Origin of the sequence: Microbispora corallina (genome assembly GCF_016863035.1) — a bacterium.
In the GTDB taxonomy this organism is placed as follows: domain Bacteria; phylum Actinomycetota; class Actinomycetes; order Streptosporangiales; family Streptosporangiaceae; genus Microbispora; species Microbispora corallina.
In genome coordinates this window covers 70,500-83,201 of record NZ_BOOC01000007.1, presented here as the reverse complement: position 1 = coordinate 83,201, position 12,702 = coordinate 70,500, and the positions used below count along the sequence as shown (strand labels likewise).

Sequence of the window (12,702 nt, the reverse complement as noted above, 5' to 3'; positions counted from 1 at the left end):
CCTTTTGATCACACCGCGGGTCGGCGCTGCCACCAGTCGAGCACGCGGAGCGCACGGAGGGTGTTCCAGCGGCTCGGCTGCCCCAGGCCTTCCTCCAGGGCGAAGTGGACGCGCCCCGGATGGACGCGGTCGAGCAGCCAACGACCGTCGGGCTGCCGCTTCGAACGGACGACCTCCACCGCCTCCGCCATCCGCGGATCCGGTTCGGCCCCCGAGCGCCTGAAGTAGTCGAGCGCGCGGAGCACGTCGTGGTGCCAGTAGTACGGGAAGGCGAAGTCGACGAACGCCGCATCGGCCACCTCGCCCGTGCTCCTGCGGCGGAACAGGCCGCGGTCGAGCAGGTACTCCTCCCCGCCGCGGCGCGCCTCGCCTACCCCGGCGGATCGCCCGGTCGCGCGTTCGTATTCGAGCAGGCCGTCCAGCACGTTGAGCGTCGTGTGGAACGAGGAGCGGACGGATCCGTTCTCGGCCTCGCAGTTCCATCCGCCGTCGGCGAGCCGCTCGCCGAGGACCCGTTCCACGATCGCCGAGACGTCCACCCCGAAGTAGGCGCCGGCCTCGATCGTCCTGCCGTTGATGCAGGGCTCGACCTCGCCGTCGAAGTACCGCTGACCGGCGTGCTCCCACCGCCCGCGCTCGTCGACGAGCGCCACCGCGTGCCGCGCCGCCTCCGATGCCGGGTCGAGCCCGAAGATCTGCAGGGTCTGCAGGGTGTGCATCGTGGCCGTCCAGGGCTGCCCGGGTTCGTCGCCCTTGTAGGAGGCGGGGAAGCAGGCGCCGCCGTCCCACATTCCGTCGGCGCCCTGCAGCGCCAGGAGACGGGCGCCCCAGCCCTCGCACTCCACGCGTGCCCGCGCGGCGGCGACCTCGTCGGGCGGGGCGTTCGTGAGATCCCGCAGTACCTGCCAGCGTACGGCGGGGTCAGAGGCGAGCAGCCACTCCATCACGCTCACCGCCGCACCCTAAGCCCGTCCGGCGGACGAGCGCCACCGCACGGCTTCACAGGGAGCGGAGGTAGTCGCCGACGGCAGCGGTGTCCGCCGGGGCCGCGACCAGCCCGATGTACCCGTCCGGGCGGACGAGGATCAGGGCGTCGGTGCCGTACGCGTCCGCCACGTGTCCGTCGTCGTCCGAGAAGCCGCCGGGCCCGACGAGGCAGGGCTTGACGAGGCCGGTTCCGACGTCGTCGAGCGCGCGTCCTTCGCCGAGGCGGAGCAGCGTGAAGTGCGGTCCGCGGAAGAGGTCGAAGAGGCGAAGCCGCCTGCCGGTGGCGGGGTCGCGCAGCGGCGCGTCCGGCGCCCGGTCGCCTGCGCGTGGCCCGGCGGATCGGCTCGCAGCCTGCCGGGAGAGCCGGCTCCACGGGTACCGGAGCATGAGCTGGGTGAGCTCGGTCGCGGCGATGGCGTCCAGGCCGCCGCCCTTCTCCTTGATCGCCTCGAGGACGGCGTCGAGCAGGTCCGACGTGATGTCGAGCAGCCAACTGGCGATCGGGAGGCGTTCCTCCTCGTACGTGTCGAGCAGGCCTGACGACGCGTCGCCGGCGAGCACGGCGCCCAGCTTCCAGCCGAGGTTGTAGGCGTCCTGGATCCCGCTGTTCATGCCGAGGCCACCCGCGATCGGGTGGACGTGCGCGGCGTCCCCGGCGAGGAACACGGGGCCCACCCGGAGCCGGTCGACCATGCGGACGTTGACCCGGTAGGTCGACCGCCAGGTCAGGTTGTGCAGCCGCACGCCCGGGACGCCGGCGATCCGGTCGAAGGTCCGCTGGAACCGTTCCAGGGTCGGTTCGAGGGGCGAACCGTCCCCGTCGAGTTCGTGCGACGCCTGCACCTGGAAGGCGGCGGTGCCGGGGAGCGGGCACAGCATGATCCCGCCGTCGGGGGTCAGCCACTGGTGCCAGGCGTCGCGGCCCAGCCCGTCGGCCTCGAGGTCGCCGACGGCCATGAGCTGCACGTCCGGCGTCCGGCCGCGCAGCGTCAGGCCGAGTGTCCTGCGGACGGTGCTGCGGCCTCCGTCGCAGCCGGCCAGGTATCGCGCCCGGATCCGGGCGTCGCCGACCGTGGCGGTCACGCCGTCGGCGTCCTGGGCGAAACCTCGCAGGTCGGCGCCCCGTTCGACCTCGACGCCGAAGTCCGCCAGCCGTTCGCGCAGGATGTGCTCCACCCGCCACTGTGGGATCAGCAGGCCGGTCGGGTACGGGATGTCCGGTGTGGGCACCCGTCCGGCCTCGGGATCGACCTCGGCGATCACCTCCGCCCCCTGGTACTTGCGATGCGGCAGGTGGGTGGTCCCGGAGGCCAGCACCTTGTCGATCACCGCGAGGTCGTCGAACACTTCGAGACTGCGCGGGGTCAGTCCCTTGCCGCGGGAACCGACAGGGAACTCCGGAGCCCGGTCGACGACGCGCACGGCGACGCCACGCCGGGCGAGGTCACATGCCAGCGTCAGGCCGGTCGGGCCGGCGCCGACCACGAGGACGTCTGTATGAGTCACCCCACCATGAAAGTGTTACCGAGTTAAAAAAGCAACCCGGTTAGTAATGTTACGCTGACCACATGATCGAGCCGACAGGACTGCGGGCCAGGAAGAAGGCGCGGACCCGCGACGCCATCGCCGACGCGGCGATCTCGCTGTTCCTGGCGCACGGCTTCGACCAGGTGTCGATCAACGACATCGCCGCGGCGGCGGAGGTGTCCAAGCCGACCCTCTTCCGGTACTTCGCGAGCAAGGAGGACCTCGTCCTGCACCGGTTCGCGGATCACAACGGCGAGGCCGCGCGCGTCGTGCGTGACCGCGAGCCCGGCGTGCCGCCGGTGGCGGCGCTGCACCGGCACTTCCGGGCCGGTCTCGACCGTCACGAGCCGGTCACCGGCCTCAACGACCACCCGGTGGTGGTGGCCTTCCACCGGCTGGTGTTCACCACGCCGAGCCTGGCGGGACGGCTCACGCAGTACATGCTCGACGACGAGGAGGCACTGGCGGGCGCCCTCGGCGCGGGCGTCGAGGCCCGGCTGCGGGCCGCCCAGGTGCTCGCGGTCCAACGGGTGCTCGCCCGGACCAACTGGCAGAAGATCGCCGACGGGCGAACCGCCCGCGACGTCCACCCCGAGGCCGTCGCCGACGCCGACCTGGCGTTCGCACACCTGCGCTAGGTGGTCTGGGGCGGAAATCCCTTGGGGGTTGACGGCTCAGGGCCTGGCGTTGAGCCACTGATCAGGGGTCGGAGTTGGTGACGTAGAGGTCGCAGGCGAGGTCGAGGGCTTTGCGATCCTCGGTAGGAAAACCCGATGCGCCTTTGAGACGATCCACGCACTGCTGCCGCAGTGGTGGCCACTGCACCCCCGCCGATGTCGGCCAGATCCGAAAGGCCGCCCAGATCGCGCCGAGTCGGCTTCCCATGAGCCGGGGTCTGTGCGGGCTCACCCGGCGCGCATGCGTCCGACTTCCGTCTGGAACACCTCCTCCGTCTTGTCCAGGAACCCGGCGATCAGCTCGAGCTGCTCGTCGGTATAGCCCTCCATCGCGCCTCGCCATGCCCGTACGAACGGGCTGAAGACGGGAGCGACGTCCTGCGCGGCCTGCTGGACCTGGAGCGTGACGACGACCTTGCGGCGATCGACGCTGTCGCGTTCTCTCCGCACGTAACCGACCGTCTCCAGTCGATCGATCACCCCCGTGACGGACGCGGTCGTGATGCCCGCACGCCTGGCCAGCTCGCTGGCGGTCAGCGGGCCGTTGGTGAGCAGGTTGAGGCAGTGCAGGTCAGTGGTGTTGATCCCGATCCGCTCGGCGGCCGCCTGACTCATCGCGACCGACAGCGCATTGGCACGGCGCAGCGCGTCCAGCAACCGGGCCATGAGATCGGCACGCCTTGACATCGCCACCCGAACTCCTTAATGTTCCAAGTATCTAGCAAAACTAGAGATATGGCTCTCTAGTAGCTAGTCTAGAGTAAGGATGTGGCGATGAAAGACGTCATCAAGCGCTTTTACGACGAGGTGCTCAACGGCGACGACCTGGACGTAGCCGACGAGATCATCACTCCGGGCTTCTCGCCCCGCGGCGCTGGTCCCGCCGGCCCCGAGGCGCTCAAGCAGATCGCCCGCTACCTCCGCTCGGCCATGCCCGACCTGCACTTCGACATCGAGGACATGATCGCCGAAGGCGACCGGGTGGCCACCCGGTGGACGCTGCGCGGCACGCACGAGGGCGACTTCTTCGGCTTCCCGCCCACCGGCCGTCCCGTGGAGGTCCGCGCCTGCGTCGTCTTCAGGATGGAGGACGGCAAGGTGGCCGAGATCTGGCCGGTCGTCGATGCCAGCTCCCTCCAGCGCGCGGCCTGACCGGCGTGCTCCGTTTCGGGAGTCGTAGCCGGTTATGGGATGGTTCGTCGTGAGGCAGGCTGCAGCAGCGGCAAGTACGAGAACCAAATCCTGCCCACCGGCCTACCGGCCGGCACTCCCCAAGACGCCCTCGACTGCGCCTGCAACCTCTACCTCAGCCAGCTTTGGGGACCACTAAGCCCGCCGCCGGGGCGTCCAGGGACGACGTGGTCTCCGGACGTCGTTCAGGCCCGAGTCCCGGCACGCGCCTCGGCGACGACCCGGCCGCGCTCCGACTCCCAGAAGCGGTCGAGTCTGGCGCGGACCTCGTCGGCCTCGACGTCGGCGCCGAAGAGTTCCGTGTGCGGTTCGAAGCGCATGCCTTCGGCGAGCGGGCCGGCGACGACCGGGTCGAAGCCGAGCGCGTCGACGAGGGACGCGACGGTGGCGAGGTCCGCGGGGTCGTCACCGGCGATCGCGATGGCCTTGCGGCCGGCTTCGCCGGCGGGTCGGGCCTCGTCCTCCAGGTCGTGGTAGCCCATGTGGTTGAACGCCTTGACGACGCGGGACCCGGGAAGGAACGCCTGGACGATCTCACTGGACGAGGTGCGGGGATCGGTGAGGTCGTCGCGGATGCCGTCGACCTCCCACCAGTAGTTCATGGCGTCCACGACCAGCTTGCCGCGCAGCGCGTCGACGGGGATGCCGCGGTGCTTGCCGAGCGGGAGGGCGAGGATGACGACGTCGGCGCGGGCCGCGGCGCCGGCGGCCGTCGTGGCGACCGCACCCGGGGTCAGCACGTCGACGGTGAGGGCGATCTTCGCGGGGTCGCCCGAGCCGGCGATGAGCACCCGGTGGCCCGCGGCCAGGGCGAGCCGGGCGAGCACGGTCCCCACCTTGCCGGCGCCGAGGATGCCGACGGTCAGGGGACCGGTCGGGGCGCTGTCGTTCACTGTCGTCCTCCAGTATCGATGCCGATCGCGGGCCCGGTCAGCCGGCGAGGATGTCGCGGACCATCGGGATCACCTTGGCGCCGTACAGCTCGACGGCGCGCAGACGGGCGCTCACCGGCTGCGATCCCGCGGTGTAGATGAGGTCGAACCGTCCGACGCCGAGGGTACCGACCACGTGGGCGATCTTGCGGGCCACGGTCTCCGGTGAGCCGATGTAGAGGGACCCGTGCTCGATCTCGGCGTCGAACTCCTGCCGGCGGATCGGCGGCCAGCCGCGCAGCGCGCCGATCCGGTCGCGGATGACCCGGTAGTGCGGCCAGAAGATCTCCCTGGCCTCCTCGTCGGTGTCGGCGACGAAGCCCGGCGAGTGCATCCCGACCGGATGCGCGGTCGTGCCGAGTTGCTCGGCGGCCCGCCGGTACAGGTCGATGTAGGCGGCGAAACGCGCGGGCGGGCCGCCGATGATGGCGAGCATGAGCGGCAGGCCGTAGCTGGCGGTGCGGACGACCGACTGCGGCGAGCCGCCGACCCCCACCCAGGTGGTGAGCCGTCCCGACTCGGTCTTCGGGAAGACGTCGGCCTGCTCCAGCGGGGCGCGCAGGGCGCCGCTCCAGGTGACCGGCCGCTCGTCGAGCAGCTTCACGAAGAGCTCGATCTTCTCCTCGAACAGCGCGTCGTAGTCGCGCAGGTCGTACCCGAACAGCGGGAACGACTCGGTGAACGAGCCGCGGCCGAGGATGACCTCGGCGCGGCCGTGCGACAGCGCGTCCACGGTGGCGAAGCGCTGGAACACCCGGACGGGGTCGTCCGAGCTCAGCACGGTCACGCCGGACGACAGCCGGATGCGGCTCGTGCGGGTGGCGATCCCGGCGAGCACGGTCTCGGGGGTGGACACCGAGTACTCCGGCCGGTGGTGCTCGCCCAGGGCGATGACGTCGACCCCGAGCTCGTCCGCCAGCACCGCCTCGTCGACCACCTGCCGGATCCCCGCGGCGTACGAGACGAGGGCGCCGGTGTCGTCCTCCGGCACGTCGCCGAAGGTGTCGAGGCCGAACACGAGATCAGACATGAGCAGGCTCCATCCTGAGGAGTCGGCGGACCCGGGGGGCGACCTCACGGCCGAGCAGCTCGATCGTGCGGGCGCGGGCCTCGCGGGGCAGGCGCATGATGTCGTACTTGAGGTCGAAGCGGCTCAGCCGCAGGTCGCGGGCCACTGTGGCGATCTTCCGCGCGACGGTCTCGGGTGACCCGACGAACAGGGCGCCGTGCGCGATCTCGGCCTCGTAGCGTTCGCGGTCCGGCGCGTAGAAGCCGCGCTCGGCGGCGAGATCCGCCACGACCGGCTGCCAGTAGCGCCACCAGGTCTCCACGGCCTCCTCGTCGGTGTCCGCGACGAGACCGAGCGAGTGCTGCCCGATCGGCCGCACGGGATGCCCGGACTCCTGCAGCGCGTGCAGGTAGAGCTCGACGTGCCCGGCGAACCGCTGCGGGCGCCCGCCGATGATCGCGAGCATGAGCGGGAGCCCGTAGCGGGCGGCGCGGACCACCGAGTTCGGGCTGCCGCCCACGCCGATCCAGGTCGGGATGCCTCCCGGCCGCATCCGGGGGTGCAGCCGCTGCTCCACGAGAGGGCTGCGCACGGTCCCCGACCAGGTGACCGACTCCTCCCGCTGGAGCCGCATGAACAGGTCGAGCTTCTCCTCGAACAGCCGCTCGTAGTCCGCCAGGTCGTACCCGAACAGCGGGAACGACTCGGTCGCCGAGGCACGCCCGAGGACGATCTGGGCGCGGCCTTCGGACACCGCGTCCAGGGTCGAGAACTCCTGGTAGAGCCGGACCGGGTCGTTCGTGCTGAGCACGGTGACCGACGTCCCGAGCCGGATCCGCTCGGTCGCGGACGCGATCGCGGCGAGCAGCACGGGCGTCGCCGAGTCGTTGTGGCCCTCCCGGTAGTGCTCGCCCACGCTGAACACGTCGAGCCCGGACGACTCGGCGAGCCTGGCCTCCTCCACGAGGAGGCGCACGGTCTCGGCGTCACTGAGGACGCGGTCGCCGTCCGTGGCCACCTCCCCGAACGAGTCGAGGCCCAGCTCGAAGCCTTCGGCCGTCATGTCTCCTCCTATTTCCGGCCTCGGGGCGGTGCCTCGCGCCGTCGCGACGCCAACTGATTGACGTGTCAATTATGTACCATATGCTTGACGTGTCAATCAGGAGGCCGGGCATGACGGGCAGCACGCCAGAAGGTCGCAGGAAACGGCACTTGCCTACCGCCGACGAGCTGCGGCTCTGGCGCGACTACATCGAGACCGCCGAGATACTCAGGTCCGAGCTCGCCTCGCGGCTGCAGAGCGAGTCCTCGCTGTCGACGGGGGACTACGGGGTGCTGCTCGCCCTCAGCGAGGCGAGGGAGCGGCGGATGCGCTCCTCGGAGCTGGCGGCCGCCATCGGCTGGGAGCGCAGCCGCCTGTCCCACCATCTCGGGCGGATGGAGCGGCGCGGGCTCATCCGGCGCGAGGAGTGCGTCACCGACAGCCGGGGAGCCGAGGTCGTGCTCACCCCCACCGGCGCGGACGCGTTCCGGTCCGCCTCGATTCCGCACCTGCGCGCCATCCGCGAGCTCTTCGTCGACGCGCTCACGCCGGAGCAGCTCGTCGCTGCCGGGGAGGTCGCCGCGACCCTGCGCAGGCACCTCGGCTCGCCCTCCGGCGCGTGACCCCCTGGACGGTCGGCGCGGCGGCTCAGTCGCGCACCCACGCCCGGATTCCCACAGGCGATCGCGTGAACGCGATCGTCTAGGCTTTCGACCGGTCGCAGCGTGTGAGGAGGTCAGTCGTGGATCGCACGGGAACGAACCTTCCCGCCGTCGGCGGGTACAACCAGACGGTCGTTCTCGACGCAATCCGCCGCCGCCCCGAGGGGATCACCCGATCCGAGCTCGCCGCGCTGACCGCCCTGAGCGGGATGACCGTGACGAAGGTCTGCCGGCGCCTCCTCGACGCCGGCCTCGTCGACGAGCACGGCACGCGCACGAGCGGCCCCGGCAAGCCGGCGGCGGTCGTCAAGCTGAACCCGGACGGCGGTTTCGCGATCGGGGTGCACATCGACCCCGCGTCGGTGACCTATGTGCTCGTCGACCTGTCCGGCGCGGTCCGGGACCACGCGCGTACGGGCACCCCGACCGCGGGAGACCCGAGCGCGGTCATCGACGAGATGGCGAACGCGATCAGGGCGCTGATCGCGGGTTCCGCCGTGGACAGGTCCCGCATCCTCGGCATCGGGATCGCGTCGCCCGGCCCGGTGAACGTCGACGAGGGCCTGCTCCTGAACCCGCCGATGATGCCCAGCTGGCATGGGGTGGCCCTGCGGCGCGCGCTCGCCGAGGCGACCGGCCTGCCCGTGCTGCTGGAGAAGGACACGACGGCCGCGGTCGTCGCCGAGCTGTGGTTCGCGGGCCCGGGCAGCAGCCGCGACTTCGCGTTCATGTACTACGGCACCGGTCTCGGCACCGGACTGTCGGTGTCGGGCGAGGTCGTCCGCGGGCTCAGCTCCAACGCGGGCGACGCGGGGCACGTCACGGTCGACCCGGACGGCCCGGTGTGCACCTGCGGCCGGCGCGGCTGCGTCGGGTACATCACGGTTCCGCGGGCGCTCGTCGAACGCGCCGTGCTCGACGGCGTGCTCTCGGCGGCCGAGGCCGGCAACCTCGACGACACGGTGGACGTGGACGAGGCGTTCACCCGGCTGGCGGCCCTCGCCTCGGCCGGGAACTCCGGCGCGAGCGCGATCCTGGCCGGCGCCGCCCGGTCTCTGGCCCGGGCGATCGTGGTGATCGTGAACCTCCTCGACATCGACGAGGTCATCTTCGGGGGGCCGTTCTGGGGGCGCGTCTCCGCGGCGATCCTCGACGCGCTGCCGGAGGCCGTGCGGAGCGACCCGGCGCTGATCTCGCCGCACCCCGTCCGGTTCGCCCAGTCCGCGATCCCCGTCGACGTCGCCGCGGTCGGCGCCGCGACCCTCGTGCTGGACAACACCTTCTCCCCCCGGCCGTCCGCCCTGCTGCTCGCGGCTGAGTGATCATGTCGAACTTTGTCCGCACAAACCGTTGACGGCTAATTTGAAAACATGATTTGCTAACCCGCCATGGCGCCCTTGCGGGTGAACCGGCAGCGGCGCGCCATGCCCTCCGACCAGCGGACATCTCGAACCCCCTGCCCGAGGTGTCGTCGCCGACCTGTCCGGCGTCCGTCGCCCGTCGCTTTCTGGAAGGAACATATGAGCACCACGGTCACGCGCGTCCGCATCGCGGGTGCCGTCGTCGCCGCGGCAGCCGGCCTTGCCGGACTCGCCGCGTGCTCGTCGCCCGCTCCGTCGGGCGGCGCGTCCGCACCCTCCTGCGAGCCCGCGAAGGGCACGGTCACCCTCCAGTACTGGAACACGGTTCCGGGCATGGACCAGGTCGTCGCCCTGTGGAACAAGAAGAACCCGAACATCCAGGTCCAGACGAAGAACATCTCCAACGACCAGTACGGCACCATCGGCAACGCCCTCAAGGCGGGCAAGGCGCCGGAGCTCGCCCAGGTCGGCTACGACGAGCTCCCCTACCTGCGCACCCAGGACGCCTTCGTGGACGCCTCGGCCTGCTCGGCGGCCCCCGCGGCCAAGTCGAAGTTCGTGCCGTGGACCTGGTCGCAGACCAGCTTCGGCGGCACAGGCGTGTTCGCGTTCCCGCAGGACACCGGCCCGATGGCGCTCTTCGTGCGCAGCGACATCTTCAAGGAGCACGGCCTGGAGATCCCGAAGACCTGGGACGAGTACGCGACGGACGCGCAGAAGCTGCACGACGCGGATCCGAACCTGAGCATCACGTTCTTCGACCCGAACAACGCCGAGTGGTTCAACGGGCTGCTCTGGCAGAACAGCGCCACGATGTACGCGTACGCGGGTGACAAGTGGCACGTCACCGTCGAGTCCGACCACAGCAAGCAGGTCGCCGGCTACTGGCAGAAGCTGATCGACGCCAAGCTCGTCCGCACCGACCTCGCCAACGGCTCGACCCCCATGTACGCCGCGTACCAGAAGAACCAGATCGCCACCTATGTCGGCGCCGCCTGGGGCTACAGCATGTTCCGCGACAACCTGCCCGACCAGGCCGGGAAGTGGACGATCGTCCCGATGCCGACCTGGGGCTCGAGCGCCGCGTCCGGCGACTGGGGCGGGTCCACCGTCGCGTTCATGAAGGGCAACACGCACCTGTACGAGTCGGTCGCGTTCAACTCCTGGCTGAACACCGACCCGGAGGCCCTCGCGCTGGAGAACAAGCTGGGCGGCCTGTATCCGGCGGCCCTCGCCGGTTCCGCGCTTCCCGCGCTCTCGCAGGGCGTCCCGTACTACAACAACGAGAAGATCTTCGACGTCTTCGCCGAGTCGTCCAAGAACATCGACACGAGCTTCACCTGGGGTCCCACGCAGAAGACCGTGAACCTGGCCCTTCAGGACGCGATGGCGAAGGCGGCGGCGGGCGGCGGCACGCTCACCGACGCGCTCTCGTCCGCGCAGGCGACGGCGCTGAAGTCGATGGCGGACCAGGCGATCCCCGCCGTGGCGGGCGACTGACCGCGGCATGACCGACATCGCGACCGGCACGACCGGGGCGGTGGCCGCGCCCGGGGACCTCCGCCGTCACAACGGCGGCGGCCCCCGGGCGAGCACCATCGTCGCGTTCCTCCTCCCGTTCTTCCTCCCGTTCGTGCTGTTCTACCTGGTGCCGATCGCCTACGCGGTCTGGCAGAGCCTCCTCGTCGTGCGCCGCACAGCCGGCCAGTACGGCACGTCGTACACGGCCTTCGGCGGTGTCACGCAGTACGCGCAGGTGTTCCAGAACGGCGAGTTCTGGGCCAGCATCGGGCGCATCGCCCTGTTCGGCATCGTGCAGGTGCCGGTCATGCTGTTCGTCGCGCTGATCATGGCGCTGCTGCTGGACACCCCCCTCCTGAGGCTGAAGGCGTTCTTCCGCGTCTCGGCCTTCATGCCGTACGCCGTGCCCGGCGTCATCGCCGCGATCATGTGGTCGTTCCTCTACTCGCCGCAGCTCAGCCCCGTGGTCGACGTGCTGAAAGGCATCGGCCTCCATGCCGACTTCCTCGGCCCGGGCGCCGTGCTGTGGTCGGCGGCGAACGTCTCCACCTGGCTCTGGACCGGCTACAACATGCTGATCATGTTCTCGGCGCTGCAGTCGATCCCGCAGGAGCTCTACGAGGCCGCCACGATCGACGGCGCGAGCAACTGGGCGATCGCGTGGCGGATCAAGGTCCCGATCATCGCCCCCTCGATCATCCTCACCACGGTGTTCTCGATCATCGGCACGCTGCAGCTCTACGCCGAACCGGCCGTGCTGCGCCAGATCTCCTCGAACATCTCGAGCACGTTCACGCCGAACATGCTCGCGTACGCCGTGGCCTCCGGGAACAACTACCAGCAGGCGGCGGCGATCTCCGTGGTCATCGCCGTCATCACCTTCGTCTTGAGCTTCGGGTTCATGCGACTGACCGCGAAGAGGGCCGGACTGTGAGCACCCAGACCGCGATCCGCGAGAGCCGCGTCAGCCGCACGGCCGCCATGGCCCTGATGCTCGTCCTGGCGGTGTACTTCCTGCTCCCGATCTACTTCCTGCTCGTCGCGGCGACGAAACCGCAGGGCGACCTCGCCTCCACCTTCGGGCTGGCGTTCTCGCACTTCGACCTGGCGAAGAACCTGGGCACCCTGTTCGGCCGCAGCGACGGCGTCTTCGGGCGGTGGGCGCTGAACAGCGTGATCTACGCGGTGCTGGGCGCCGCCGTCGGGACGCTGATCTCCGCGCTGTGCGGCTACGCGCTCGCCACGTTCACGTTCCGGGGCCGCGAGTTCCTGTTCAACGTCATCCTTGGCGGCGTCCTCGTCCCCACCACGGCGCTCGCGCTCCCGCTGTTCCTCCTGTTCTCCGCGACCGGGATCGTCAACACCTATCTCGCGGTGTTCCTGCCCAGCATCGTGAGCCCGTTCGGCGTCTACCTCGCCCGCATCTTCACCGTCGCCGCCGTCCCCCGGGAGATCGTCGAGTCGGCCCGGCTGGACGGCGCCGGGGAGTTCCGCACGTTCTTCTCGGTGGCGTTCAAGCTGCTGACGCCGTCGCTGGTGACCATCTTCCTGTTCCAGTTCGTCGGCATCTGGAACAACTTCTTCCTGCCGATGGTGATGCTGCAGAAGGAGTCGCTCTTCCCGATCACGCTCGGCCTCTACGAGTGGAACGGCCAGACCGCCCGCGTCTCCCTTCTCCAGGAATCCGTGATCACCGGCGCGCTGGTCTCGATCGTGCCCGTGATCATCGTGTTCGTCCTCCTCCAGCGGTTCTGGCGCACCGGGCTCGCCTCCGGCGCCCTCAAGTGACCCCG

General features: G+C 70.3%; 13 protein-coding genes. 7 read left to right on the top strand and 6 right to left on the bottom strand.

All coding sequences use genetic code 11. From position 1 onward, the window contains the following. Positions 1–8: 8 nt before the first annotated feature. Together Mco01_RS11350 and Mco01_RS11345 are read right to left on the bottom strand one after the other, a co-directional pair. Positions 9–953, bottom strand: a complete 945-nt coding sequence (locus Mco01_RS11350; RefSeq protein WP_239103524.1) for a hypothetical protein — start codon at positions 951–953, stop codon at positions 9–11. A 46-nt stretch (positions 954–999) separates the two neighbouring features. Then, positions 1,000–2,493 (bottom strand): FAD-dependent oxidoreductase, encoded by a 1,494-nt coding sequence (locus Mco01_RS11345; protein ID WP_204056850.1) that lies wholly within the window; start codon positions 2,491–2,493, stop codon positions 1,000–1,002. 62 nt (positions 2,494–2,555) lie between these two features. On the opposite strand from Mco01_RS11345, the gene Mco01_RS11340 reads away from it, so the two are divergent. Beyond that, a complete protein-coding gene (locus Mco01_RS11340) occupies positions 2,556–3,152 on the top strand; it encodes a TetR/AcrR family transcriptional regulator (RefSeq protein WP_204056849.1) in 597 nt (198 codons plus the stop codon). A gap of 267 nt (positions 3,153–3,419) precedes the next feature. Here Mco01_RS11340 and Mco01_RS11335 read toward each other — a convergent pair whose 3' ends face one another. Next, on the bottom strand, positions 3,420–3,878 hold the full coding sequence (locus Mco01_RS11335; RefSeq protein ID WP_239103539.1) for a MarR family winged helix-turn-helix transcriptional regulator: 459 nt from the start codon (positions 3,876–3,878) through the stop codon (positions 3,420–3,422). A gap of 87 nt (positions 3,879–3,965) precedes the next feature. Between Mco01_RS11335 and Mco01_RS11330 the strand changes: the two genes are divergently transcribed. After that, positions 3,966–4,343 carry an ester cyclase gene (locus Mco01_RS11330; protein ID WP_204056847.1) on the top strand — a complete coding sequence of 126 codons (378 nt, stop codon included), beginning with the start codon at positions 3,966–3,968 and terminating at the stop codon, positions 4,341–4,343. 224 nt (positions 4,344–4,567) lie between these two features. Here the strand turns inward: Mco01_RS11330 and Mco01_RS11325 are convergent, their stop codons facing one another. The 3 genes from Mco01_RS11325 to Mco01_RS11315 are packed head-to-tail and all read right to left on the bottom strand — an operon-like array spanning position 4,568 to position 7,386. Continuing rightward, positions 4,568–5,275, bottom strand: a complete 708-nt coding sequence (locus Mco01_RS11325) for an NADPH-dependent F420 reductase (protein ID WP_204056846.1) — start codon at positions 5,273–5,275, stop codon at positions 4,568–4,570. Between the two features lie 37 nt (positions 5,276–5,312). Then, the gene (locus Mco01_RS11320; RefSeq protein WP_204056845.1) at positions 5,313–6,344 is read right to left on the bottom strand and encodes an LLM class flavin-dependent oxidoreductase; all 1,032 of its coding nucleotides are present in this window, start codon (positions 6,342–6,344) and stop codon (positions 5,313–5,315) included. Next, positions 6,337–7,386 (bottom strand): LLM class flavin-dependent oxidoreductase, encoded by a 1,050-nt coding sequence (locus Mco01_RS11315; protein WP_204056844.1) that lies wholly within the window; start codon positions 7,384–7,386, stop codon positions 6,337–6,339. Before Mco01_RS11315 ends, Mco01_RS11320 begins: the two co-directional genes overlap by 8 nt. 149 nt (positions 7,387–7,535) lie before the next feature. Between Mco01_RS11315 and Mco01_RS11310 the strand changes: the two genes are divergently transcribed. The 5 genes from Mco01_RS11310 to Mco01_RS11290 all read left to right on the top strand — a co-directional run bounded on the left by Mco01_RS11310 (position 7,536) and on the right by Mco01_RS11290 (position 12,697). Then, positions 7,536–7,988, top strand: coding sequence for a MarR family winged helix-turn-helix transcriptional regulator (locus Mco01_RS11310; RefSeq protein WP_204056843.1), 453 nt, complete (start codon positions 7,536–7,538; stop codon positions 7,986–7,988). Positions 7,989–8,107: 119 nt separating this feature from the next. Further along, the gene (locus Mco01_RS11305) at positions 8,108–9,349 is read left to right on the top strand and encodes an ROK family transcriptional regulator (RefSeq protein WP_204056842.1); all 1,242 of its coding nucleotides are present in this window, start codon (positions 8,108–8,110) and stop codon (positions 9,347–9,349) included. Between the two features lie 198 nt (positions 9,350–9,547). After that, a complete protein-coding gene (locus tag Mco01_RS11300; RefSeq protein WP_204056841.1) occupies positions 9,548–10,888 on the top strand; it encodes an ABC transporter substrate-binding protein in 1,341 nt (446 codons plus the stop codon). 7 nt (positions 10,889–10,895) lie between these two features. Next, on the top strand, positions 10,896–11,843 hold the full coding sequence (locus Mco01_RS11295; protein WP_204056840.1) for a carbohydrate ABC transporter permease: 948 nt from the start codon (positions 10,896–10,898) through the stop codon (positions 11,841–11,843). After that, the gene (locus tag Mco01_RS11290) at positions 11,840–12,697 is read left to right on the top strand and encodes a carbohydrate ABC transporter permease (protein WP_239103523.1); all 858 of its coding nucleotides are present in this window, start codon (positions 11,840–11,842) and stop codon (positions 12,695–12,697) included. The genes Mco01_RS11295 and Mco01_RS11290 overlap by 4 nt, the downstream gene beginning before the upstream one ends. Positions 12,698–12,702: the final 5 nt, after the last annotated feature.